The organism is Halomonas sp. IOP_14 (assembly GCF_021021315.1).
Classification (GTDB): domain Bacteria; phylum Pseudomonadota; class Gammaproteobacteria; order Pseudomonadales; family Halomonadaceae; genus Vreelandella; species Vreelandella titanicae.
Window position 1 is genome coordinate 32949 of sequence record NZ_JAINWD010000033.1, and the last position, 25991, is coordinate 58939.

Genomic DNA, 25991 nt, shown 5'->3' on the forward strand with positions numbered 1-25991 from the left:
CTCCCTGTTGTAGTAGAACGTTGTAGTAAAACGTTACGGTTAAAAATCACGGTAAAAAATCGTGTTAAAACAGCCTAGCCGGTGTTGCGCAGACCTGCCGCTATGCCCGCCATAGTGACCATCAACGCCCGGGAAAGATCGGCGCTGATCGCCCCATCGGCGTCGCGATTACGCTGCAGCAACTCCGCCTGCAAACCGTGCAGCGGATCGATGTAGGGGTTGCGAACATCGATCGCCTGGCGAATCAGCGGCGTGTTTTCCAATAGCTTCTCTTGCTGAAGAATATCCAGCACTGCTTCTTCCAACGACGCGAAGCGCTGGCGTAACTTTTTACCCAACGCCTTCAGTGAGGGCTCGTCGACCAAGCGATGCTCGTAGTAAGCGGCAATGGCGACATCGGCTTTGGCCAGCAGCATCTCCAGCATGTCCAGATAGGTGCCAAAGAAAGGCCACTCGTTGCGCATCTCCTGTAGCACATCGCGTCCACCGGGCTGCTCTAAGCGCCGCGCAAAGGCTTCGCCGCTGCCCAGCCACGCGGGTAGCATCAGGCGAATCTGTGTCCAGGCGAAAATCCATGGAATGGCGCGCAGGGTTTCCACCCCGCCATCCTGGCGCCGCTTGGTGGGGCGTGAACCCAACGGCAGCCTACCCAAGGCGCCTTCCGGTGTGACCGCGCGGAAATAGGGCACGAAGTCCGGGTCTTCACGCACCACGCCCACATAGGCGCCATGCGCCACCTTGGCGAGCTGATCCATCTCTTCACGCCAGTGCGGCTCTGGCGCGCGCGGCGGCAGCAGCGTAGCTTCCAACACTGCACAGGCATAGATCTCCATGGAGCGCAGGGCAATATCGGGTTGGCCAAACTTGAAGCGAATCATCTCGCCCTGCTCAGTCACCCGCAGGCTGCCGTTTACCGAGCCTGGAGGCTGAGAGAGTATCGCCGCATGGGCCGGGCCGCCACCACGACCAACGGTACCACCGCGACCGTGGAACAGGGTTAAATCGACGCCGTGCCGGTTACACACATTCACCAGCGACTCTTGAGCACGGTACTGCGCCCAGGCAGCGGCCAGCTGGCCGGCATCTTTTGCCGAGTCGGAGTAGCCGATCATGACCTCCTGACGGTCATCGATCAGCGAACGGTAGCCCGGTATCGCCAGCAGCTGATCCACCACATCGCCTGCGTGATCCAGGTCGTTAAGGGTTTCAAACAGCGGTGCAATAGGTAGCGTTACCTGCCCCCCGACCTCTTTCATCAGCAGTGCTACGGTGAGCACGTCCGAGGGTTCAGCGGCCATGGAAATGATGTAAGTTCCCAGCGCTTCGGAGTGCTCCTGGGCGATAACTTTGAAGGTATCCAGCACTTCGCGGGACTCGGCGGAGCACTCCCAGCGACGCGGAATCAGCGGGCGACGTGAGGCCAGCTCCTCAAGCAGAAATTCCTGACGTTTGGCTTCGTCCCACTCCTGGTAGTGACCCAGGCCAAGGGAGCTTGTTAGCTCTTCAATGACCTGGGCATGGCGACTGGCTTCCTGACGTAGGTCAAGCTTGGTCAGCGTAACGCCAAACACCGCTACTCGGCGCAGCGTATCCAGCAGCGCGCCGTTAGCGATGGTGTCGAGGCCCACATCACACAGCGAGCGGTAACAGGCGAGCAGCGGTGAGTAGAGCTGATCGCGGGTTTCAATAATCGGCCCGCCGTCGTAGTTGCGCCCTTCCAGTTCGGCCTTGGCCCAATCCCGGGTCGACTCCATCTTAGCCAGTAGGCGTTTCAACACTTCGCGATAAGGCTCTGCTACATCGCCTGCCTCGGCTTTGAGGGCGCTATTGGCCTTCCACATGGAGAGCTCGGTTTTAAGCTGTTCAAGATCGCGCAGATAGAGATCAGCGGCCATCCAGCGGCCTAAAAGTAGTACTTCACGGGTCACACGAGCGGTCACATTCGGATTACCGTCCCTGTCGCCCCCCATCCAGGAGGCGTAGCGAATCGGTGCGGCGTCCAACGGCAGTCGCTCACCGGCGGTATCCAGCAGCAGGTTATCCAAATCTCTATGGAAATCTGGCACCGCCTGCCACAGGGAGTTTTCAATCACCGCAAAGCCCCATTTGGCTTCGTCCACCGGGGTGGGTCGCTCGTGACGGATCTCGTCGGTGTGCCACGCCTGGCTAATCAGTTCTTCCAGGCGCCCCTGGGCACGGGTGCCACGCTCCGGGTAATCCTCGGAACTCTCAATGGCGGTTAAGCACTCATCGATGGCATCATATTTTTGGATCAAGGTTCGGCGGATAACTTCGGTGGGGTGCGCGGTGAGTACCAGCTCAACGCGCATATTGGCGAGGGTCTCGACCAGTTTACGCGGTGAGTTGCCCGCCTGCTCGGCACGCGCAAGCAGTTCCCCGAGCACCGGCTGGGAGCCGGGCTTGTAGTCCTCTACCCGGCGAAAGCGCGCCCGATAGTGCTGTTCGGCAATGTTCGCGAGGTTTAAGAACTGGTTAAACGCCCGGGTGACCGGCAGCAGATCCTGCTCGGGAAGCTCACGCAGGTACTCGATCAGTTCGCGCTGCTGCAGTGAATCGCCCTGGCGCCCGCGCTTGGCGTGGGCGCGAATGGTTTCAATTTTATCGACAAATGCTTGGCCCAAATCGTCGGCAATGGTTCGCCCCAGGCTGTCGCCCAGAATACGCACATTATCGCGCAGAGATTCGTGTAGGTCGTGACTCATTGGCATGGCCTCCTTGCAGGGGTCGCGTCATTATTAGATCAGGAATGGGTAGATTGTTTTTCTTCTGCTTTGGCTGCCTGCCAGTGGGCTTCCATCTCGTCTAGGGAAGCCTCTATTAATGGCCGCTGGGCAGCGCTAAGCTCGCGCTCGACAAAACGAAAGCGGCGCTCGAACTTGGCATTGGTAGCGCGCAGGCACTGCTCTGGATCGGCATTCAGCGTGCGGGCAAGATTGGTCACTGCAAACAGCAAATCGCCGACTTCTTCCTGGGCGTGCTGTTGATCACCGGCGGCGAGCGCCTCTTCTACTTCCGCCAGCTCTTCACGAATTTTAGCCACCACGCCGCGCGCATCGGGCCAATCGAAGCCTACTCGCGCGGCGCGCTTGGACAGCTTGGCAGCGCGGCTAAGGGCGGGCAGCGTGCGCGGCACATCGTCGAGCACAGAGGGCTGCTCTACGGCTCTCTCGGCACGCTTCCTTTTCTCACGTTCTTCGGCCTTCAATGACTCCCAGCGGCTGTTGACCTGCTGAGTTTGCACCTCTTCGGCACTCACTCCTGGCGGGCGGCGGGAGGCCAGCGTGCCCTCCGGAAACACGTGCGGATGGCGGCGCAGCATTTTGGCGGTCAACGTATCGACGATATCAGCAAAGTCGAAGCGCTGCTCTTCCGCGCCGAATTGGGCGTAGTAGACCACTTGAAAGAGCAGATCGCCCAGCTCGCCGGGTAGTTCGTCAAAAGCGCGCCGCTCGATGGCATCGGCGACCTCGTAGGCCTCTTCCAGGGTGTGGGGCACAATGCTGTCCCAATCCTGCTGGAGATCCCAGGGGCAGCCCTGCTGCCGGTCGCGCAGCACCTGCATCAGGGTCAGCAGATCATCGATACCATGGCGCATTATGCCCCTCCCTTGCGAATTTGTTGTTCCGGGTCGGCGTTGCGCAAACGGCGCACTTCGGTAACGTTGGGCAACTGCTGGATACGCGAGAACAACCGTCCCAGGGATTCAAGGCCATCGACTTCCAGGGTAATGCGCAGCCGGGCAATGCCTTCATCGGTGTCCGTTAGCGTGTTCACGGCAAGCACGTTGACTTTTTCATTACCGAGCAGGCCCGTGACATCGCGCAGCAGCCCGGAGCGATCCCAGGCCTGAATCTCGATGGTCACCGGGTAGCGGGTCTGGGCGCGTTCGCCCCACTCCACTTCGATAATGCGCTGGGGTTCGTCCAGCCGCAATTGCAGAATATTACTGCAGTCCTGGCGGTGAACGGTGACGCCACGCCCCTGGGTAATAAAGCCGATAATCGGTTCGCCAGGCACCGGACGGCAGCAGTTGGCCATACTGGTTTTAAGGTTGCCGACGCCGAGCACCGTGATATCGCTTTTGGTGGCTTTGCTGGATTGGCGCTTAGGTTTGGCGAGCAGGCGATCGAGCTGCTCTTGGTCGTCGGTTTCACCAAACAGTTGCTGAGCCTGGTGCAGCACCTGACCGATACGCAGGTCACCAGCGCCGATGGCCGCGTACATGTCCTCGGCGTTTTGGTAGTTGACCGCCTTGACCAGCTTGGGCAGATCGAGACCTTCGACATCCAGGCGGCGCATTTCACGGTCAAACAGCACGCGCCCCTCGTCCAGGTTTTGATCCCGTGCCTGATGTTTGAACCACGCCTGGATTTTGGCCCGCGCCCGGGAAGTGCGTACATAGCCCAAACTGGGGTTTAGCCAGTCGCGGCTTGGGCCGCCTTTAGTGGCGGTAAGAATTTCTATCTGCTGGCCGGTTTTTAACTTGTAGGTGAGCGGCACAATGCGCCCATTAATCTTGGCGCCTCGGCAGCGGTGGCCAATCTCGGTATGCACCCGGTAGGCGAAATCGATCGGTGTGGCAATTCGCGGCAGGTCAATCACGTGACCGTCAGGAGTGAAGACGTAAATGCGGTCAGGGGCCACATCACTGGAGAGCCCTTCGCGCAAATCGCCAAAGCCGCCCACTTCGTCCTGCCACTCCAGAACCTGACGCAGCCAGGCAATTTTCTCTTCGTAGCTACGGCTTTTGGCGTTGGTATCGTGGCCTTTGTAACGCCAGTGGGCACAAACGCCCAGCTCCGCTTCGTCGTGCATGGCGAAGGTGCGAATCTGGATTTCGAGCACCTTGTTTTCCGGCCCCATAACAGCGGTATGCAGCGATTGATAGCCGTTCTTTTTGGGGTTGGCGATATAGTCGTCAAACTCGTTGGGCACGTGGTGCCAGCGCGAGTGAATAATCCCCAGCACGGTGTAGCAGTCCGCCACTTCCGGCACCAGAATACGCACTGCGCGCACGTCATGAACTTGTGAAAAATCGATCCGTTTGCGCTTCATTTTGCGCCAGATCGAATAGATATGCTTGGCTCGCCCATCCACGTCGTAGCGGTGGATGTGCTGAGCTTCCATCAAGCCTTTGATGGTTTCGACCACATCGTGAATATAGCGGTCGCGGTCAAGGCGTTTCTCCGCCAACAGCTTGGCAATCGCCTTGTACTCATCTTCGTGCAGGTAGCGAAACGATAGATCTTCCAGTTCCCACTTAAGCTGACCGATGCCCAGGCGGTGGGCCAGCGGCGCATAAATATCGGCGACTTCACGAGCCACCAGTAAACTTTTTTCCCGGGGAGCGTCTTTTACCTGGCGTAGTGCGCAGGTGCGTTCGGCAATCTTAATGAGTGCCACGCGCACATCACCGACCATATTGACCAGCATCTTACGCAGGTTTTCCTGCTGATTGTGTTGGCCCATGCCATGGTCAGGCGCCAACGGGTAGCTAATAGCGGCCATTTGCAGCACGCCATCAATCAGACTGGCCACTTCTTCGCCAAAGCGTTTTGTCACGGACTCAAGGCTCAGCAGCCCTTCCCGCACTGCACGGTAGAGAACGGCGGCCTCAAGCGTGGCTTGGTCTAGCTTTAACTCACCAAGGATATCGGCCATTTCCAGGCCCATGCGAAAACTAGAGCCTGGCGATAGCCATACGCGATGGGTGCGCGGGGCTTCAAGCTCCAGTTGTTCGGCGAGTTCACAGGCGCCGACTAGACGCTCAGGCTCAGGTAGGCGCACATCCTCCTGCAGGCGCGTTAACCACTGCTGTATATCCACCTTTCCGCCCGCGGTTAGCGGCTGGTCTTCACGCACTTTCACCATGACAATTACTCATCCTTTCAGGGAGACGGTCTCTGCACGACCGCCACCGTGGCTTGATGCGATGGGGAAACGTCTAGTCCCCGTATTCGAACAGCATCAGCGTTTCCATATGCGCAGTGTGAAGGAACATATCCGCCACTGCTACTTGCTTGACCCGGTAACCCGCATGCACAAGATGTGCCGCATCCCGAGCAAGCGTCGCCGGATCACAGGAAATATAGACCACCCTGGGCACCGGGTGATGCGCCAGCGCCTGACAAATAACTTCGGCGCCGCTTCGCGGCGGATCGAGCACAAGCGCATCGCTACCGCCATGAACGGTCAACAGCTCCTTAACGCTGGCAGCGCTGTTTAAATCAGCCTGCTGACCGCTGACCATCAGTTGGTTGCGCTTAGCGTTAATCGCAATGCGCGCCACCATGGCAGGGTTACCTTCCACTGCATAAACCTCAGCACCCGCTGCCGCTATGGGTAGGCTGAAATTACCGATACCAGCAAACAAGTCGAGTAATTTTTGCCCCGGCTTAGGCGCTAACCACTGGATGACCTGGGCGACCATTTGCTGGTTAACCGGGGCGTTGACCTGTAAAAAATCTCCCGGTGCAAAACTTAGGCTAAGCGGTGGTTGGCCGGTAACGGTTAGCGACTCTTCAAGCGCCGGCGCTGCGCCATGCCAGTGCAGTGTGGGTGTTTCTCGCCCCAACCAAGTGCCCAGCGCCACTCCCTGCTGCTGCGCAAAGGCTTGCCAGCGTTCGGCGTCCCCGGTGTGCTCTTTTAACTGACGAACCAACACGACCTGCGCGGTCGCCGTTGCCAATAATTCGATGTGCCCTACCTGGCGCGGCGCCTCTAACGTACCCAGCAGCTCACGCAGAGGTGTTAATAGGCGCTGTAAGGGATCGACCAACACCGGGCAGCGTTCAATATCCACCAGGCGATGGCTATGGGCGGCACGAAAGCCCAGGCGCGTAGTGCCTTGGCTGTCGACTTTGACCCCCAGCCGTGCGCGGCGCCGATAGCCCTGATCGCTGCCTTGAATCGAGCCGATCTCGCTTAGCGTTATACCCTGGCGAGAAAACAGATCGCGCACTACTTCTCGTTTATGGTCGCGCTGGGCATCGACACTTAGGTGCTGCAGATCACAACCGCCACAGTGCCCAAAATGCGGACAAGGCGGCTTGACGCGCAGCTCGGAGGTGGTCAGCAGCGATTTGATATGCGCTTCATCAAAGCGTTTGCGAGTGAGATGAATGGCCACTTCGACCTGCTCACCGGGCAACGCCTTATCAACAAAGACCGTTTTACCGTTGGCTGAGTGGGCAACGCCACGGCCATCGTGCGCTAAGCGCTCAATCACCATAGGAGATGTGTCACCCGTAGCCGCATGACGCGTTTTGCCACCAGGCGTGCCCGCTAGCCCAGAGTGGCCTGACGCGGGCCTGGGCGGCCGCCGTTTTCCCAACATGGCCATGGTTATACTCCTGGGGCAAATAGGCCAGTGGAGAGATAACGATCACCACGGTCGCAGACGATAAACACAATCACCGCATTTTCGGTTTGCTCCGCGATACGTAGCGCGCCCGCGAGACTGCCACCCGATGAGACCCCGGCCAGAATGCCCTCTTCACGGGCCAGACGGCGCATATGCTCTTCGGCCTCTTGTTGGCCAATATCAAGGGTGACATCCACCCGCGGCGCTTCAAAAATAGCCGGCAGGTACGCTTGTGGCCAGCGACGAATGCCGGGAATACTGGCGCCATCGGCGGGCTGCAAACCGACAATCTGAATAGCCGGGTTTTGCTCTTTCAAATAGCGCGACACCCCCATAATGGTGCCCGTGGTGCCCATCGAGCTGACGAAATGCGTCACCTCGCCCCCGGTTTGCTCCCATACTTCGGGACCGGTGGTACGATAGTGGGCCAGCGGGTTATCAGTGTTGGCGAACTGGTTTAGCGGCTTGCCTTCGCCCCTGGCGATCATGCCATCCGCAATATCCCGAGCCTCTTCCATACCGCCCGCTTTGCTGGCGGAAATTAATTTAGCGCCATAGGCCGCCATTGCCTGCTTACGCTCTTCCGAGGCGTTTTCCGGCATAACCAGCACCATCTGGTAGCCCTTAATCGCGGCCGCCATGGCTAGCGCAATACCGGTATTACCTGAGGTCGCCTCAATCAGCGTATCACCGGGGGCTATATCACCTCGGGCTTCTGCTTCATTGATCATTGAGAGCGCGGGGCGGTCTTTAACCGACCCAGCGGGATTATTGCCTTCAAGCTTGGCCAACAGGGTATTGTTACGCCCCGCGCTAATGCGCTTAAGGCGTACCAGGGGCGTGTTGCCAACCACATCTTCTATTGTGGGATAGCCCTTAAGATCGTTCATGAATGTTCCTTATCGTCACCGTTATGCTGCATTATATCGGTGCTGCCTTAGGCTGGACAGGCAACCTCATTGAATCAGCGAGCTTCTTTTCATGTCTTTGAATACCCGACTGCTGTTTGCGTTACTCGGTTTCCCGCTCCTGGTGTACGCCATGATGGCCGTACTGCTGGTTATACAGAGTGATACGCAAGCTCGCGAGGCACACCAAACGCGGTTAGAAAGCGTCGGCGAGCTGCTCGCCCCGAACCTTGCTGCTGCGGTCGCAACGGGTGATGAGCAACGTCTGGAAGCCCTGTCGCGTCAACTCCTTGCTATGAAAGGACTGCGAGCGGTTGCGCTATTTGATGCCCAGGGCAACCGTCTATTATTACTCGGGCAATCCAACCTACCACCGCTAAACGCCCCAGATGATCAGCAATTGATTAAGCAGCAGGATGCATGGCGACTGCGCTTGCCACTGAACCCTCCTCAAACAAGTGTCAGCCAAGCTGGGGACAGCCACGTTGGCTGGCTAGATATCGAGATGGATACCCGTACGCTAACCCTTGGTCGCTATAAGTTGATTGCCAGCCTTAGCTTGGGTGGCATGCTGCTTGGCCTGCTGCTGTTTTTAGTCGCTTTTGCGATCAGTCGCTATACCACCCGCCCGCTGGAAGAAGCCAACCAAGCCCTTTATCGGCTATCCCGCGGCGACTATCGGCTACATCTGGCGCCCTCTAATGCCACAGAACTCCATCACCTGAGTAGCTATATTAACGCCCTAGCCGAGCACTTTCAGCAAGCCCAGCGGGATATGCAAACGCAAATCGAGCAGGCCACCAGCGAGCTGCAAGAGTCCATGGAAACCATTGAAGAGCAGAATATCAAGCTCGATTTGGCCCACCGCAGCGCGCTGCGGGCTAATGCCGTGAAGTCTGAATTTCTGGCCAATATGAGCCATGAGATCCGCACACCGCTAAACGGGATTATCGGTTTTTGCCGGTTACTGGGACGCTCATCACTGGATACGCGCCAGCGGGAGTGGCTGCAGCACGTACACCGCGCTTGCGACAACCTGCTTATGCTGGTTAACGACGTGCTCGACTTCTCCAAACTTGAAGCGAATCGCCTCACCCTGGAAGAGACAGATATCGACATTGTCGCACTGGTCGACGAAGTGGTCGGGCTACACGCCCCTGAAGCCCAGCGCAAGCAACTGCACTTGGTAGCCATGGTATATGACGATGTGCCTACCCCGCTAACCGGTGATCCGCTGCGTATTCATCAGGTATTGAATAACTTGATAGGCAATGCGCTTAAATTCACCCAGCACGGCGAGGTGATCGTGCGTGTCATGTTGGATAATTTAGAAGGCCAGCATGTGGTGCTTAATCTGAGCGTCAGTGACACGGGCATTGGCCTCAGCGATGCCCACCAGGAGGCCCTCTTCAGCGCCTTTTCCCAAGCAGAACCAAGCCACTCACGGCAATTTGGTGGCAGCGGCCTTGGGCTTACTATCTGCCGCCAGTTGATTGAACGCATGGGCGGCGAGATTGGCGTGGAAAGCTCGCTGGGCAAAGGAACCACTTTCTTCTTTACGCTGCCTATGCTGGCTCATAAAGCGGCCGAGCGACCTCCAGAAATTAGCTTGGCCAATCCGACCATTCGCTTATATGAAACTCATGCTCCAACCCGCCATGTACTGGAGCACTTGCTAGAGCGCTGGGAAGCACAACCCATCGCCTTTGATGTCTCGGAGCCAGCGAAATTGCTGATATTGGGACTTGAACACAGCGACTTTAGCCCCGAATGGCACGCTCACTGGCAAGCGGTGATTGATCAAACCCCCTGCCCCACATTGATTTTAGCCAATGGCAATAGTTTTGACCTGCCGCCACTGCACTTAACCCATGGCGGCGAGACACTCTACAAACCTTTTTCCCGCGCGCAGTTGGTAACGACGCTCAAGCAGCTACTGCTATCTACGCACGTGCCGAATAGGAGCGAACAGGAGCTCCCCGCGTTACCAGCAGCGTCTCAGCCACTCAAACTGCTGATTGTCGATGACAATGCACCCAATCGTGAGCTGCTCAAAAACCTACTTGAAGACCCTACCCTGCATGTCTCTACGGTAGAAAGCGGCCACCAAGCACTAGAATTCGCCCGTGCCAGTAACGTCGACATGGTGTTAATGGATATTCGTATGCCGGGGATGGATGGCGTACAAACCACCCAAGCATTGCGCCGGTTGAGTAGTACCTGGGCCCGCTGCCCCATTATTGCCGTTACCGCCCACGTGCTCAGCAATGAACGCCAGCAGTGGCTCGCGGAAGGTCTGGATGACGTGCTGGTAAAACCCATTGACGAAACACAGCTAGCACAGTTGCTCAACCGCTTTTTGGGGGTGACTCATCGGCTGACCGCCAGCATTGCAGAGCCGCCCTATCCACAGCACGACATTAACGCCACCCAGAGGACACGGGTTAGCCATGCGGCACCGGCCACGCTACCCATCATTGATCTGGAGATTGGCGCACGTTTAGCGGGGGGTAAGGAGCATCTGGCACGAGAGCAGCTAAAACGTCTGATCGACAGCTTGGATGAGAGTGAACAGCATATGCGCGCCGCTTTTGGTCAACAGCATTTGCCCACGCTGCTCGATTGGGTGCATGGTCTCAATGGCGCTAGCCGCTACTGCGGTGCGCCCGAGTTGGCCTTACTGGTAGAGACCCTGGAAACTCGTCTACGCACCAGCGGCTTAGACCATGTTGAGGGGCTATTGGAAGACCTTTACCGGGCAATGGCCCGGCTGCGAGCACTGCGCCCGCAGTTGGTTAGGCATTGATTGAACAGGCTTCAAGGCGTTGCCCATTAGATGCTTGGAATAAATGACATGACCCCAGCATTGGCTGATCTGGCGGCGAGCTGTTAACGCTCTAACACCACAAAAGCTACCGCATACTCGGCTTCATCGCTCAGGGTAACGTGGCTAGCGGTGACACCCGCCGCTTGCAATAGCCGCTCGGCTTCGCCATTAAGCAGGAAATAGGGCTTACCCAAGGCATCGTTCAACACCTGAATGTCCCCCCACTGCAGTCCTTGGCGCAGGCCTACACCCAGCGCTTTTACAAATGCCTCTTTGGCAGCAAAACGCTTAGCCAGAAACGCCGCAGGTTGGGCTTTGTGTAGCCAAAGCGCCTGCTCATCGGGGCCTAAAATCCGCTCAGCAAAGCGTGGCCCGTGCCGTTTCATGGCCCGTGTAAAACGCTCCACACGGGCAATATCCGAGCCAATTCCCACAATCATCGCCTTAAAAACCTCTGAATAGACAACCTCTGATCAGTGCCCGCAGCAGCCATTATGAACATGCTCAGAGTGGTTTTCATGCTCATGATCGTGAGCATCGAGAGCCGCCATTAAGCCCGCCTCTTGGCCAGCGATGATCAAGCGTTTCATCTCCTGAACGGCCTCTTTGAGGCCCACAAACAGCGCACGGGCAATAATGGCATGGCCGATATTGAGCTCGTTAACGCCCGGCAGAGCCGCAATCGCTTCAACGTTATGGTAATGCAAGCCGTGACCGGCATTGACCACTAAACCCAGCGAGATAGCGTGAGTCGCTGCAGTCGTTAAGCGATGATACTCTGCATTCGCTGCATCGCTGCCGGGACGCGCTTCTGCGTAAGCGCCCGTGTGCAGTTCAATCGTCGGTGCACCGGCGCGCTGAGCAGCCTCAATCTGCTCCACGTCAGGGTCGATAAACAGGGATACATCGCAACCCGCCGCACTTAGCCGTTGGCAAGCGCTGGCAATGGCATCAAAGCCGCCGACAACGTCAAGACCGCCTTCGGTGGTCAGCTCTTCGCGCTTCTCAGGCACTAAACAGACATGGGCGGGGCGCACTTCTTCGGCCAGCGCCAGCATCTCTTCAGTAACAGCCATTTCCAGGTTCATGCGCGTATTAAGCATTTCGGCCAGAATGCGTACATCGCGGGGCTGAATATGACGCCGGTCTTCACGCAAATGCACCGTAATGCCATCGGCACCCGCCTCTTCCGCAACTAATGCCGCCTGCACGGGGTCAGGATAGCGAGTACCTCGGGCTTGGCGAAGTGTCGCAATGTGATCGATATTGACGCCTAACAGTATCCGTGGGGGGTGCATAGTGCCTCCAGCGCAACAATAAGGTAAGAGTTTGTGAACAGGGAATTCAAAAAATCAGGGACGATAGCGACGCCGAGCTAAATCGAGCATCAGTTCTCGCGAACGCAAAACGGTGGTGCCAAGATGGGGTGCCAGCGCCGCTCGCATTACCGCCTTTAATGCATTGGCAAGGCCTTCATGTTGCCAATCACCCTGCTCAATGTAACGTAACGTCCTGCCGTCGAGGCCACGCTCAGCAGGTATGAATGCCCGGCTGGCGGTGTCAAAACGGTAGCGGAGCTGAGGATCCAAAACGCTACCTTCTGGTGTCGCAAACTGCGGCGTGGCCTCGAGCGCCTCTAACAGCGCCCACTCATAGCGGCGGAGCGCTAATGCGCGCTCCGCTGGCGCTGGCAGTGCTTCCAGTAGCGCGGTATAAAACGCGAAAACGTCAGGCGCCGGCAGTTCTAACGGCAGCAGCCGGGTGGCGATCTCATTGGCGTAAAGCCCGCACAGCAACCCCTCCCCGGCCAACAGCGCCGTCTGGCCGCGAGACTCCATCAACGTTAGCCGCTTTAAATCGCGGCTGCCCTGCCAGGTCACGAACAGCGGCGTAAACGGCTGCAGGCGTTGGCGCGATTTAGAACCGGGCCTTTGCCCGCCATGGGCCACAGCACGCACTCTGCCGTGATCAAGCGTTAATAGATCCACCAGCGCACTGGTTTCACGATATGGCCGACGGTGGAGTAAAAAAGCCGGCTCTGGCGACATCGCTACCTTCAATCGAGGTCGTAACCCAAGCTTTTCAAGGCGCGCTCGTCATCCGACCAGCCGCGTTTTACTTTCACCCATAAATTGAGCATCACTTTGGTGCCTAGCGCGCGCTCCATATCCAGGCGCGCTTCACGACCAATGCTCTTGAGGCGATCGCCGTTTTCACCAATTAAAATGACTTTTTGGCCTTGGCGCTCAACGAGAATAAGCGCGCTGATATGCGTTACACGCTCGGTTTCGCGGAACTCTTCAATTTCAACGGTCATCTGGTAAGGCAGCTCATCGCCCAGTTGGCGCATCACTTTTTCACGCACCAGTTCAGCGGCCATAAAGCGCAGGCTTTTATCGGTAATTTGGTCTTCAGGGAAGAAGTGGACACTTTCAGGCAGGTGTTTGGCTACTTCCTCTTCCAGAGTATCGACCTGAGTGCCGTGCTTGGCTGAAATCGGCACGATAGCCGCGAAATCGCGACGGGCGCCGACATCCGCCAGCCACGGCAACAAATCGCCCTTTTCGCCCAGGCGGTCGACTTTATTGACCGCCAGGATCACTGGCGCTTTTACGTGCTCCAGGCGCTTTAACACCGCCTGGTCTTCTTCCGTCCAGCGGGTGCGGTCGATAATAAATACTACGCAGTCCACATCACGCAGGGCCTGGGTAGCCGCCTGGTTCATAAAGCGGTTGATCGCTTTATTACGATCCTTGGACATGATGTGCATGCCCGGCGTATCAACATAGATGAACTGCGTCTCATCAACCGTTTTAATACCCATGACCTGGTGGCGCGTGGTTTGTGGTCGCCGTGAGGTAATCGATATTTTCTGCCCCAGAATACGGTTCATGAGGGTCGATTTGCCCACGTTGGGTCGGCCGACGATGGCAACGAATCCGCAGGTTTGGCTCATGATTTATCTCCAGGGCTTTTTTCGAGGTACGACAGCGCTTCTTCTGCCGCCTGCTGTTCAGCATGACGGCGGCTTGGGCCTTTACCAGTGGTATGCTCAGCCAACAGGTCAATGTAGCACTCCACGGTAAAGGTCTGGGCATGCGCCTCGCCCTTTACGCAGACAACTTCATAGCGCGGCAACGCGGCTTGACGCGACTGCAAAAACTCCTGCAACCGTGTTTTGGGATCTTTTTGGGTATCTTGTAAAGAGATATTACCCAGCCTTTCCGCGTACCAGTCCAACACCCGGTTGCGCACCACATCCATCCCAGCATCCAGATAGATAGCGCCAATAATGGCTTCGACCGCATCCGCCAAGATCGATTCACGACGATGCCCGCCACTTTTCATCTCGCCGGAACCTAGCCGCAAGCATTCACCGAACTCCATTTCACGGGCCAGTTCCGCTAGGGTTTGTCCTTTCACCAGTCGCGCGCGCAGGCGCGAAAGCTGTCCTTCACGGGCCTGAGGAAAGCGCTGAAACAGCGCCTCGGCGATGACAAAGTTGACGATGGAGTCACCTAGAAACTCCAGGCGCTCATTGTTACGACCACCGAAGCTGCGGTGGGTCAAGGCCAACTCCAGTAGCGTATCGTCGCCAAAGGTATGACCGATTCGTCGGCAAAAAGCGTTCAAGGAATTACTCACAGCTCTCCTACGTCATTGACGTTAACTAAAGTGACATAACTGACTAAATTCAGCACACGCAGCGTCTTCATTCAATGCGCCGCACGCTGGTAAAACTTGGCAACCCGCCATCCCAGTGCATCCACACCGCAAAGGCGCGGCCCACAATGTTCTCTTCCGGCACGAAGCCCCAATAGCGGCTGTCGTTGGAGTGGTCACGGTTGTCCCCCATCATGAAATAGTGCCCTTCAGGAACCTCCACTTCACGCATTTGCGGGCCAGGGTCTCGCGGGTTGTTATAAATAAAGTGCTCGGTGTCGCCAAGGCGCTCTTCTAACAATAGCTGCTGGGGCGAACCATCGGGCCCATCCTCGATCAGCTCTTTGGCCACCGGTTCGCCGTTAACGTAAAGCTGCTTTCCCTCATAGCGGATATGATCCCCTGGCATACCGACCACCCGCTTGATGAAGTTCACCGAAGGCTCGTCGGGGAAACGAAACACCATCACATCGCCACGCTCAGGATCATCGACTTCGAGAAAGCGGGTGTTGACTACCGGTAAGCGTAAGCCGTAGGCAAATTTGTTGACCAGAATAAAGTCACCCACTTCAAGCGTAGGCCGCATTGAGCCAGAGGGGATCTGAAAAGGCTCAATGATAAAACTACGCACCACCAGCACCACCAGCAGCACCGGGAAAAATGAACGGGCGTAGTCAACCGGCCACGGCTCTTTAAGTAGCTTTTCGCTGGTAACTGGATCCAGCCCTTCCTGGGTATTGGCCTCTGCGGCGGCGAAGCGTTGGCGGCGCTTGGGCTTTAATAGCCACACGTCCAACAGGTAAATAACGCCCGAAAGCGCAACGGCAAGTACCAGCAGTAATGAAAAATCCATGAGTGGTGTTCTTTCCTAGTCGTTAACCTTGAGCACAGCAAGGAAGGCATCCTGGGGAATTTCCACACGCCCCACCTGTTTCATGCGTTTCTTACCCGCTTTCTGTTTCTCGAGCAGTTTCTTCTTACGGCTGACATCGCCGCCGTAACACTTGGCCGTCACGTTTTTGCGCAGCGCTTTCACGGTGGAACGTGCCACCACTTGACCACCAATAGCCGCCTGAATCGCCACATCAAACATCTGCCGTGGAATCAGCTCTTTCATTTTTTCCACTAACAAACGACCACGATGGTGGGCGTGATCACGGTGGATAATCACCGCTAGCGCGTCAACTTTGTCGCCATTAATAAGTACGTCAAGACGCACCAACTTGGCCATTTCAAAACGCTCGAAGTTGTACTCTAGCGAAGCGTACCCCTTGGAGATCGATTTCAGGCGGTCAAAGAAGTCCATGACCACCTCAGACATGGGCAATTCATAGGCCAACTGGATTTGGTTACCCAGAAACTGCATATCCAGTTGCGTGCCTCGGCGCTGCTCACATTCGGTGATCACGTTACCCACATACTCCTGGGGAACCAGAATGCTGGCGCGCACCACTGGCTCACGCATTTCATCCACGTCAGCCATATCGGGAAGCTTTGAGGGGTTGGAGACGTAGGTGACGTCGCCATTTTTCATCGCTAGTTCATAGACAACCGTGGGAGCGGTAGTGAGCAGATCGATATTATACTCACGCTCCAGACGCTCCTGGACGATCTCCATGTGCAGCGTGCCCAGAAACCCCACCCGGAAGCCAAAGCCAAGGGCATCAGAATTTTCCGGTTCATAGGCAAGCGAGGCATCGTTAAGCGCCAGCTTCTCTAGCGCATCACGAAAGTCTTCATAATCATCCGCACTGACCGGGAACATACCGGCATACACCTGCGGTTTTACTTTTTGGAAACCAGGCAGACGCGCGACATCTGGCGTCTTGGTGTGGGTAATGGTATCGCCCACCGGTGCGCCGTGGATTTCTTTGATACCCGCGACAATAAAGCCGACTTCCCCGGCACGCAGAATCCCGGTCTGCTTGCGCTGGGGGGTGAAGATCCCTACTTCCGTGGTACCCCAGTCGCGGCCCGTCGATTTAATACGGATCTTATCGCCTTTGCGCAGCGTGCCATCAAACAGACGAACCAGCGAAACTACCCCAAGGTAGTTATCAAACCAGGAGTCGATAATGAGCGCTTGCAGCGGCGCTTCCGGGTCGCCCTTGGGCGGCGGAATATCGCGCACCAAGCGCTCTAGCAAGGCATCAATGCCCAAGCCACTTTTGGCCGAGACCTGGCAGGCGTCGGTGGCATCCAGGCCGATAATCTCTTCAATCTCCTGGGAAACCTTGTCGCAATCCGCCTGAGGCAAATCGATTTTGTTGAGTACCGGCAGAACTTCTAGTCCCTGTTCGATAGCGGTATAACAGTTGGCCACCGATTGCGCCTCTACCCCTTGTGCGGCATCGACAACCAGCAACGCCCCTTCACAAGCGTAGAGCGAACGCGACACTTCATAAGAGAAGTCAACATGCCCAGGCGTATCGATAAAGTTCAGCTGGTAAACCTGGCCATCGGCGGCGGTGTAATCCAGCGTAACCGACTGCGCCTTAATCGTGATGCCTCTCTCGCGCTCGATATCCATGGAGTCGAGCACTTGCTCTTTTAGCTCACGCTCGGTTAATCCTTCGCAGGTCTGAATCAAACGATCAGAGAGCGTCGATTTACCGTGGTCGATGTGGGCGATAATAGAGAAATTGCGTATGTGCTTAAGCTTTCCGTTGGGAACGTCTTGGGACATCGAGTCTGTTCTGCCTTAGTGGTACGCAAGCGGCCGCATAAACAGGCCGCTTCGAGAGTTCAAAGCTCGAAAACAGCTGCCGTTTAAAAATAAGGGCCATTTCCGACAAAAAGATATCCGCTATTGTAGCGATATGCGCAGGCTAGGAACAGCGGTCCGGCGAGAACCGCCGGACCAGGAGTGAAAATAGGCGGGTTATTCCAGACGCAGCGCTACAAACAGGGAACGTCCGTCGCGGAACAGACGAACTGGAATAGCGCGATCAGTCGGCAACGCCTCGACAATCTCTACCAGCTCAGCTGAGGAGGAAACGCTGCGGTGATCAATACTCACTAACACATCGCCTGGGCGAATGCCGGCCTCAGCAGCCACGCTGCCAGACTCAACCTGACGAACGATCACACCGCCGGGAACATTCAGTTGCTCGCGCATGGTGTCATCAATTTCAGCGACCATTACGCCAAGACGCGCTTGGTTATTGCTGCCTGCCTGTGCCGACTGCTGCTCAGTGTCTGGCCAACTACCTAACTCGACAGACTCGGTCAGTTCTTCACCGTCACGCATCAAGGTGAGCTCCACCTCGGTGCCTGGCGCGCCTTTACCGATCAGTCGCGGCAACGAGCTTGAGCGCTCAACCTCTTCACCATTGACCTCAAGAATGACATCGCCCGCCTGGAGTCCACCCTGGGCCGCTGGGCCTTCTGGATCAAGATCGGCAATCAAGGCGCCAATCGCATTCTCCATACCGAACGACTCGGCCAGATCATCAGACACAGGCTGAATCATGACGCCCAACCAACCACGGTCTACCCGACCGCCTTCACGCAGTTGCTCGGCCACATCCATGGCAACGTTAATGGGAATGGCAAACGAGACGCCCATAAAGCCGCCGCTACGGGTAAATATTTGCGAGTTGATTCCCACAACTTCGCCGTCTAAGTTGAACAGCGGGCCACCGGAGTTGCCGGGATTGATTGCCACATCGGTTTGAATAAAGGGCACATATGCATCCCGCGGCAAGGTGCGATTAATCGCACTGACGATACCCGCAGTGACCGAGTGGTCGAAACCGAAAGGAGAGCCAATCGCGGCAACCCACTCACCTACTTTTAGCTCGTCAGAGTCACCTAGATTGAGCGTAGGCAGATCATTGGCATCAATTTTGAGTACTGCCACGTCGGTTTGTGGGTCGCTACCAACCACTTCTGCTCTCAATTCGCGGCGATCATTGAGCCGCACAAGGATCTCATCGGCATCTTGCACCACGTGCGCGTTGGTCATTACATAACCATCTTCACTGATGACGAACCCCGAGCCTAGAGACTGTCGCTCTTCTGTACGTCCCTGACCATTACTGGGGGGCGCTGGAAAGCTATCCCCAAAGAAATGGCGGAAAATCTCGGGGATTTCCTGACCACCGAACCCGCCAAAATCGGGCGCGCTGCTGCGCTGAACCGTTCGACTGGTTGAGATGTTCACCACCCCTGGGGCAGCGTCTTCAACTAATGCGGTGAAATCAGGCAAATTCTGAGCGCTGGCGGCTTGGCCAAACGTCAGCAATGCCACCACACAAACCCAAAGCGTGGAAGGGAGAATCAAGCGCTTCATGCAAGAGCTCCTACTTAATGTGATAGTAAGCGAAGGTATATCAACAACTCACGGCGAGACACCGGAGAACTCATTAACAAACTAATTGACCAAGCGTGGGCGAAAGCGTTCCCCACGCCCGCGCATTAGACATTTAATACTTAGCGCACCGGCCATCAAAGCAATAAAAAAGCTCAGGGGCGCCAGCCAAATCGTAGTACTAACGAGCGCGATCAGCCCGGATAGCAACAGCGCAAGCAGTAGCGGCAGCCCATAAACACAAAAAGCTAGCAACGTGACAGAGGCACGCGGCAGGCTGATAATGACTTGGCTTCCTAACGGATAGTTGCGCTCGGCGTTATCTGTTTTGGAGGGAACCGCTACGGCAATGCGTTGGCTGCGCTGGCGCGCCAGCAATCCGACCCCGCACCCTCTCCCTTGAGCACACTGCTCGCAGTTCTGCTGGGCGGCAATTTCAACGATTACTCCCTGGGAGGTGTAATCGACAACCGTGCCAGTACGAAGCAGAGAAGTGCCAAGTAAAGAGCCACAGGGCGCGGAGGTCGTCATTTTATCTACTCAGCCTCATCGGCACTTTCTTGAGATTGATCTTCTAGCAGGTCGAAAGTGATTGAGCGAACAATACGCTGCAGCGTTGCTACGGGCAGCTCACCAATGGCCACCAACTGCCAGCGCCCTTCAGCGGTGATGGTGTGCTCAATGGCGACGGCCGAGACACCCAACTGCTGCACACCTTCCTGCAAGGCAATGGTTGCTTCAGATGCAAGAGGCTCTACAAAGATACTCACGGTGGCCAAACCATCACTGTAAACACGCTGATGCACATCGTCGCCGACAAAAGTAACCGGTTGCGCAACAAAGCCGTCGGGTAACCAAGTGGTATGCCAAGGCGTGTTGAGGATAACGGTGGGCGAGCCCACTCGTACGCGGCCGGTATATTTTTGGGGCGATTGGAGCTGGGTAATTTGGAAGGTTTCAATGATCCTGCCTTGCTGATCACTGAGTACATGCTTAAGGAGTAGGCCGGTATCTCGATCTAACCACCACTGATGGGAAAAACGCCATTGATCCCGAGGCTCGAAAATAAGTTTAACGGCATCGCGACCGGCTACCCGAGCATCATCCTCAAGCTCAATAGCGTAATATTTCTCAAGATGAGCCGCCCACCCTGCAGGAGTAGGCATCTCCCCATTACTATGCTCTTCAGTCCAAGCCAGTCGACCCACCGGCGAGCGCCGCTCAATACTCACGGAAGGACCGTCTAGGTACTGAACCACCTGCTGCCGAATGCCATTCTGGATGCGATGCGACAGCGCCAGCGTGCGAACATCAATAGCATCAATCGCCACCGCCCTGGCTTGGAAGGCATAACAGTGGCTAGCCCACAAACCACGCTCAAGCCACTGCGTGGCATTACTGGGCTGCTCTTCGGATTCCGCCGCGCACTCGTAGCCAGCATGACGAACCGGTTGGCTAACGTCGGACGAGCTATTGGCGTTTTCTGCATGCACTTGAAAAGAGAGCGTACCAACTACTGCTGCCAGTACCCAGGCACGCTTTAATCGCCAGGGCACGATCATGTTGCGCACTCCCATCCCGCGCACTCCCTACTCACTTAACAGGCTTCGTCAAAAAGAACGTCATTCAGCTTAGCGCTGACCTAATGGTTCAGTCACTGCAGATGAACGCATTAATGGCATCCAACTATCACCACTGCCGTAAGCAGCGCTCTGAGTATGCTGCTCTAAATAAGATTGCAGCAAGCCAATCTGATCTACATCAATATTGGTACCCTGGGAAGCAGTCACTCCCTGAGGCGTCTGCGCTGAAAACCCAGTTTCACTAATATTCATCAGACCGCCCTGACCCGACTGACCGCTAAGCCGAAACGGCGTAGGCTCAAACATGGGCATATCAGCACGTGAGGCTACTGCCGACTGAGAGGCCAAATTGACGGGCTGTACCTGAGTAGCACCATTAGCGCCAGATGCGGTCGTTGCCATGTCACCACTGCCCTGGCCAACGGGTGAGTCGTTGCCAAAGAACTGAACGCCGGTGATCACCATCAGTGACACTGCAGCAGCAACGCCAGCGCCGCGGGCGAACGAAATACCACCCGTACGGTGAGCTACAGGCTCGGCACCTTGTGTCATTGGAGCAGGCTCTTCGCGCAGTCTGGTCATAATGCCAGCGGAGAGATCAACGCTTACATCGACGCCCTGCTCCCGCTGCATCATGCTGCGGGCAAGGTGATATCGGCGCCATGTATCTGCGGCATCGTCATCATTAGGCAGTGCCTTCAACACTCGGCGAAGCTCAAGCTCATCACTCTCGCCATCCATTAACACCGAAAGTGATTCCCGTGTGTTTTGACTCATACTTCACACCCTCACACTGTTTAAAAGAAGTACTGGGGTGATGGCTTGCGTTATACGCACCACCACTCCGACGACTTCCAAGGCCAAGACTCAGTTCAGGCTAATTAAATGAGCAAAACTCATTAGCCTGCGACGCTAAGCTCATGACACTTTGCACATTGATATATCAGCGATTGACACACCAGCGTGCTCATCAAGATAGTCAGGCTTTATGACGCCTTACATGCCAGACAGTTCACAAAAAATAAAACCTTTATTTTTAAGGCTGACATCCTATAACGCTCATATCGCCTCCCCCACTACGACCACTACCCTTCGCGACTGTTCCGCGCGGTCGATACTAATGGGCGGATATGTTCATCAACCGCCTCGCGGGCGCGGAAAATTCGTGAACGCACGGTTCCCACAGGGCACTGCATGACCTGAGCAATATCTTCATAAGCAAGACCATCCAGTTCACGCAGGGTGATCGCCGTGCGCAGATCATCCGGCAAATTTTCGATTGCCTGATAAACCGCGGCTTCGAGCTGATCTCTGGCAATCGCCGCTTCCGGTGACTCGGAATCTGCCAGTCGACCGCTTTGATCAATGATTTCAGCGTCGACAATATCCATATCACTTCCCGGCGGGCGCCTTCCCCGCGAGACCAGATAGTTTTTCGCCGTGTTAATCGCGATGCGATACATCCAGGTGTAAAACGCACTTTCTGAGCGAAATTTACCCAAGGCGCGATACGCCTTAATAAATGCCTCCTGGGCTACATCCTGAACTTCAGAGTGATCATGAACATAACGACCAATCAGGCCGATAATTTTGTGCTGGTACTTCTTCACCAGCAGATCGAAAGCGCGCGTATCACCTTTTTGGGCACGTTCAACAAGCTGTTGGTCTGTTTCCCGAGTGCCCATTCACACGCTCCTCCAGCTCGTACGGCATGCGCCGAGCCCAATTCCTATTAGCCCTGACAAATGGGCGTTCACAGCAAGCAGCATAGCGTCCCTTGGGCATTGATTAATAATAGAGTGAATAAAAGAGCGAATACGTCGCCCGAGTAAATTGCTGCATTATTATAACGGTACTAAATTTTAACGACAGGGCTCCCAGTGTTGCGCGTTCCGCGCAACGCATCAAGCGCTTACCGCCTTTCGCAAAAACCGTGCGGCTGACACTTTTAATGCCGCTATAGTTCCGCAGCAATTGATTTTTACCTGCCCGGCGAGCGATAGTATGTGCCACTTTTATCGCCCCCTTACTTTTTCAGTCATTACGCAAAGCACAGGTAGCAAGATGCCAGAACAGCAGGTTAATAACCTTAACGTCCTCGCTCAAGACGTTCTCACCACGCCAGAAGCGCTCAAGAATGCCGTGCCGTTAACGGAGGCGGCAGAGCGCACCGTGATCGAAGGTCGCCAAACCATTCAGAACATCCTGGATGGCAATGACCCGCGACTGTTGGTAGTGGTCGGTCCATGCTCAATCCACGATGTGGAAGCCGCCCTCGACTATGCCCGCCGCCTTCGTGAGCTGGCTGACCTGGTCAGCGATAGCCTGTATATCGTGATGCGTGTCTATTTTGAAAAACCGCGCACAACGGTCGGCTGGAAAGGCCTGATCAACGACCCGCACCTCAACGACTCCTTTGAGATCGATGAGGGTCTGCATATCGCCCGTAAATTGCTGGTCGATCTGGCCGAAATGGGCTTACCGCTAGCCACAGAAGCACTGGATCCCATTTCTCCCCAATACCTGCAGGACTGCATCAGCTGGTCAGCGATTGGCGCCCGTACCACCGAGTCCCAGACCCACCGGGAAATGGCTTCCGGCCTTTCCTGCCCGGTCGGCTTTAAAAACGGTACCGACGGCAGCCTGGACGTGGCGATTAACGCGCTTCAGTCCGTGGCCAGCCCGCACAATTTCCTGGGCATTAACCAAGCGGGCCAGGTAGCCATTATTCGCACCCGCGGCAACGCCTACGGCCACGTCGTTCTACGCGGTGGCAACGGCAAGCCCAACTACGACAGTGTAAGCGTTGCCCTGGCGGAGAAAGAGCTCGAAAAAGCCAAGCTCTCACCCAACATAATGATCGACTGCTCCCACGCCAACTCCAACAAAGACGCTGCGCTACAGCCATTGGTGCTGGAGAACGTCACCAACCAGATTTTGGAAGGCAACACTTCCATTATCGGCCTGATGGTTGAATCCAACATTGGCTGGGGTAATCAAAAACTTACCCAGGACCTTAGCCAACTGCAGTATGGTGTCTCCATTACCGATGCCTGCATCGACTGGGATACCACGGTGGAGACCTTCAGCCGCATGAACGATAAACTTGCCGCCGCACTGGCCAAGCGCATCGTCAAGTAAGTCAACAACCCCGCTACGGCGGGGTTTTTCATGACGTTCTAGCGACTAATCTCACGCCGAAATGGCGGCAGTGCATCCAGCAGTGCTTGTCCGTAGCGGCGGGTAATCACCCGCTTATCCAGCAAGGTGATCGTCCCACGATCGCTCTCTTTGCGAATCAAGCGCCCACAGGCTTGCACCAGCTTAATAGACGCATCGGGCACGCTAATGCGCATAAACGCATTACCGCCCTGGCTTTCTATCCACTCCGCTAACGTAGCACCCACTGGGTCGTCGGGTACCGCAAAGGGTAACCGCGTAATCACCACGTGCGTCAAATAGTCGCCGGGAAGATCGATACCCTCAGCAAAGCTCGCCAAGCCAAAGATGATACTGCCCTCGCCCCTATCCACCGCTGCCCGATGGCGCTCGATAAGCTCTCGCTTAGGCAGCGCATCCTGAGCGAGCACGCGCTCCTTCACACTCGCGGGCAACGCTTTATCCACCGCACGCAGCTGGGCGCGGGAAGAGAACAGCACCAGCGCCGCCTCTTGGTCGGCCAACTGCGAGACAAACGTCACAATCGCCCGTTCATGGGCCTCCCTATCGCCAGGGTCAGTGGCCTCTTTAGGCACGCGCAGCACGGCATTGGCGTAATCAAAGGGGCTCGGTAGCGCCTGATAGCGGTAGCGATTCGCCAAGCCTGCACGCTCTTGCAGGCGTTCAAAGCGCCCCAGCGCGGTCAACGTTGCCGAGGTGACCACCGCCCCATGGCAACGCCCCCATAAATGCTTGGCCAGGGTATGTGCGGCTGAAACGGGGCTAGCCGAAAACTCAACTTCCGGCTCCCCCGCTACACGGCTTAGGGTAATCCAGCGAGCGCTGGGCGCCTCATTAGCAACATCCTGCTCACTGAATGCCTGCCACAAGGCATGCGCCTCTAACGCCCGCCCATGAAGCAACGCAACGAGCGGCAGCCAGGTTTCTGCCTGCTCACGATCGAGGCCGGTCTGCTTATCGGGATCAAGGCTTTCGCGCAGAATATCGCTGATACTCTCGAGGCAGCGCGACAGTGAAGCAAACATCACCAATAGCTGCTGCGCCTGTTCCCGTAGGGCATCGGGCACTTGGCCCTTCTCAAAACGCGATTGATGGGTGGCCTCTTCGTCAGCCAAACCGTTTGGCCGCTCCGCCAACTGATGCCCCATACTAAACACGTCGCCCAGTGCGGGCTCCAGGTTATGAATCAGCTCTGGCAAGCTCACCAAAAGCCGCGACACCGTTGGCTGAATAGCCAACGCCTGGTGAAGGTCGGTCAAACTGCTTCTCAGCGTTTTTAGCCAACGCAAGCAGCCGTGCACCGCAAAGCGGTGGGCAAAGTGGGAAAGCGCCTTCTCGGGCAGGTGGTGGCCTTCGTCGAAGACAAAGATGCAGTCCGCCGGGTCGGGCAGAATAGCGCCGCCGCCCAAGGCCAAGTCAGCCAGCACGAGGTCGTGGTTGGCGACAATAACGTCAGCGTTCTCAAGCTCTCGACGGGAACGAAAAAACGCGCAGGCACCGAAGTGCCCACAGCGCCTACCCGTGCACTGGCGATGGTCAACCGTCAGCCGCCGCCAGTGGGCATCCTCAATCGCCTCAGGCCAATTATCACGATCCCCTTCCCATTCGCCCTGACCGTAAGCTTGCGCCATATCACTGGCAATCACGGTGAAGTCGCTACTTTGTGTTTGCAGCGACTGCTCAAACAGCGATAGCGTCGGGTTGGGTTCAGTACCTTCGAGCGCCTGATCCAGACGTGCCACGCACACATAGCGGCCACGCCCTTTGGCTAATGCGTAGCGAAACGCAATGCCGCTATGACTGGCCAACGAGGGTAGATCCTGATTCAGCACCTGCTCCTGAAGAGCAACCGTGGCCGTGGAAATAATCAGCCGCTTGCCCCGCGCTTTCGCGATCGGTAAGGCGGCGATCAGATAGGCCAGTGTTTTGCCGGTACCAGTACCCGCTTCAAGCACACAGACATGGGTATCGCTGGTGCGCTTACCCTCGTCGTCGCTCTCTATATTACCCAGCGTCCGGGCGATTTCGGCGATCATCATGCGCTGACCGTAGCGTGGGGTCAGCTCAAGGGTGTCCACCACGCGACGGTAAGCGTCTTGAATCTCGCTTTTGAGGGCTGTATCGAGCATGCGGC

General features: G+C 56.4%; 20 protein-coding genes. 2 read left to right on the forward strand and 18 right to left on the reverse strand.

Translation table 11 applies throughout. From position 1 onward, the window contains the following. Positions 1 to 74: 74 nt before the first annotated feature. The 5 genes from ppc to cysM all read right to left on the reverse strand — a co-directional run bounded on the left by ppc (position 75) and on the right by cysM (position 8274). Positions 75 to 2723, reverse strand: a complete 2649-nt coding sequence (gene ppc / locus K7H09_RS18325; protein WP_141441235.1) for a phosphoenolpyruvate carboxylase — start codon at positions 2721 to 2723, stop codon at positions 75 to 77. A 38-nt stretch (positions 2724 to 2761) separates the two neighbouring features. Next, a complete protein-coding gene (gene mazG, locus K7H09_RS18330) occupies positions 2762 to 3616 on the reverse strand; it encodes a nucleoside triphosphate pyrophosphohydrolase (RefSeq protein WP_141441236.1) in 855 nt (284 codons plus the stop codon). Beyond that, positions 3616 to 5892: a GTP diphosphokinase gene (relA, locus tag K7H09_RS18335; RefSeq protein WP_230805478.1), complete on the reverse strand. Its 2277-nt coding sequence runs from the start codon at positions 5890 to 5892 to the stop codon at positions 3616 to 3618. The genes mazG and relA overlap by 1 nt, the downstream gene beginning before the upstream one ends. A 73-nt stretch (positions 5893 to 5965) precedes the next feature. Continuing rightward, the gene (locus tag K7H09_RS18340) at positions 5966 to 7363 is read right to left on the reverse strand and encodes a 23S rRNA (uracil(1939)-C(5))-methyltransferase (protein WP_022523835.1); all 1398 of its coding nucleotides are present in this window, start codon (positions 7361 to 7363) and stop codon (positions 5966 to 5968) included. 2 nt (positions 7364 to 7365) lie between these two features. Then, complete coding sequence (cysM, locus tag K7H09_RS18345) at positions 7366 to 8274, reverse strand: cysteine synthase CysM (RefSeq protein ID WP_009286444.1); 909 nt, start codon at positions 8272 to 8274, stop codon at positions 7366 to 7368. Positions 8275 to 8365: 91 nt separating this feature from the next. Here cysM and K7H09_RS18350 point away from each other — a divergent pair, with 91 nt between their 5' ends. Further along, on the forward strand, positions 8366 to 11098 hold the full coding sequence (locus tag K7H09_RS18350; RefSeq protein WP_230805480.1) for a response regulator: 2733 nt from the start codon (positions 8366 to 8368) through the stop codon (positions 11096 to 11098). A gap of 83 nt (positions 11099 to 11181) precedes the next feature. Here the strand turns inward: K7H09_RS18350 and acpS are convergent, their stop codons facing one another. The 12 genes from acpS to rpoE form a co-directional block, all read right to left on the reverse strand. Continuing rightward, positions 11182 to 11559 carry a holo-ACP synthase gene (acpS, locus tag K7H09_RS18355; RefSeq protein ID WP_041158334.1) on the reverse strand — a complete coding sequence of 126 codons (378 nt, stop codon included), beginning with the start codon at positions 11557 to 11559 and terminating at the stop codon, positions 11182 to 11184. Between the two features lie 33 nt (positions 11560 to 11592). Beyond that, the gene (gene pdxJ, locus K7H09_RS18360) at positions 11593 to 12417 is read right to left on the reverse strand and encodes a pyridoxine 5'-phosphate synthase (protein ID WP_027959132.1); all 825 of its coding nucleotides are present in this window, start codon (positions 12415 to 12417) and stop codon (positions 11593 to 11595) included. A 54-nt stretch (positions 12418 to 12471) separates the two neighbouring features. Beyond that, positions 12472 to 13167, reverse strand: a complete 696-nt coding sequence (recO, locus tag K7H09_RS18365; RefSeq protein ID WP_041158333.1) for a DNA repair protein RecO — start codon at positions 13165 to 13167, stop codon at positions 12472 to 12474. Between the two features lie 8 nt (positions 13168 to 13175). Further along, a complete protein-coding gene (era, locus tag K7H09_RS18370) occupies positions 13176 to 14075 on the reverse strand; it encodes a GTPase Era (RefSeq protein WP_009286442.1) in 900 nt (299 codons plus the stop codon). Then, the gene (gene rnc / locus K7H09_RS18375) at positions 14072 to 14764 is read right to left on the reverse strand and encodes a ribonuclease III (protein WP_009286441.1); all 693 of its coding nucleotides are present in this window, start codon (positions 14762 to 14764) and stop codon (positions 14072 to 14074) included. Before rnc ends, era begins: the two co-directional genes overlap by 4 nt. A gap of 67 nt (positions 14765 to 14831) precedes the next feature. Next, entirely contained in the window at positions 14832 to 15635 is an 804-nt protein-coding gene (lepB, locus tag K7H09_RS18380) for a signal peptidase I (protein ID WP_009286440.1), read from the reverse strand. 15 nt (positions 15636 to 15650) lie between these two features. Next, positions 15651 to 17468: a translation elongation factor 4 gene (lepA, locus tag K7H09_RS18385; protein ID WP_022523840.1), complete on the reverse strand. Its 1818-nt coding sequence runs from the start codon at positions 17466 to 17468 to the stop codon at positions 15651 to 15653. Positions 17469 to 17663: 195 nt separating this feature from the next. Continuing rightward, the gene (locus K7H09_RS18390) at positions 17664 to 19076 is read right to left on the reverse strand and encodes a DegQ family serine endoprotease (protein WP_141441243.1); all 1413 of its coding nucleotides are present in this window, start codon (positions 19074 to 19076) and stop codon (positions 17664 to 17666) included. 81 nt (positions 19077 to 19157) lie between these two features. Continuing rightward, positions 19158 to 19625 carry a SoxR reducing system RseC family protein gene (locus K7H09_RS18395; protein ID WP_141441244.1) on the reverse strand — a complete coding sequence of 156 codons (468 nt, stop codon included), beginning with the start codon at positions 19623 to 19625 and terminating at the stop codon, positions 19158 to 19160. A gap of 5 nt (positions 19626 to 19630) precedes the next feature. Continuing rightward, complete coding sequence (locus K7H09_RS18400) at positions 19631 to 20671, reverse strand: MucB/RseB C-terminal domain-containing protein (protein ID WP_230805482.1); 1041 nt, start codon at positions 20669 to 20671, stop codon at positions 19631 to 19633. Positions 20672 to 20725: 54 nt separating this feature from the next. Then, positions 20726 to 21454, reverse strand: coding sequence for a sigma-E factor negative regulatory protein (locus K7H09_RS18405; RefSeq protein WP_141441246.1), 729 nt, complete (start codon positions 21452 to 21454; stop codon positions 20726 to 20728). Between the two features lie 308 nt (positions 21455 to 21762). Beyond that, positions 21763 to 22362: an RNA polymerase sigma factor RpoE gene (rpoE, locus tag K7H09_RS18410; RefSeq protein WP_009286436.1), complete on the reverse strand. Its 600-nt coding sequence runs from the start codon at positions 22360 to 22362 to the stop codon at positions 21763 to 21765. A gap of 379 nt (positions 22363 to 22741) precedes the next feature. Here rpoE and K7H09_RS18415 point away from each other — a divergent pair, with 379 nt between their 5' ends. Continuing rightward, positions 22742 to 23818: a 3-deoxy-7-phosphoheptulonate synthase gene (locus tag K7H09_RS18415; protein WP_141441247.1), complete on the forward strand. Its 1077-nt coding sequence runs from the start codon at positions 22742 to 22744 to the stop codon at positions 23816 to 23818. Between the two features lie 38 nt (positions 23819 to 23856). Here the strand turns inward: K7H09_RS18415 and dinG are convergent, their stop codons facing one another. Next, positions 23857 to 25986 carry an ATP-dependent DNA helicase DinG gene (gene dinG, locus K7H09_RS18420; RefSeq protein ID WP_022523846.1) on the reverse strand — a complete coding sequence of 710 codons (2130 nt, stop codon included), beginning with the start codon at positions 25984 to 25986 and terminating at the stop codon, positions 23857 to 23859. Positions 25987 to 25991 lie beyond the last annotated feature (5 nt).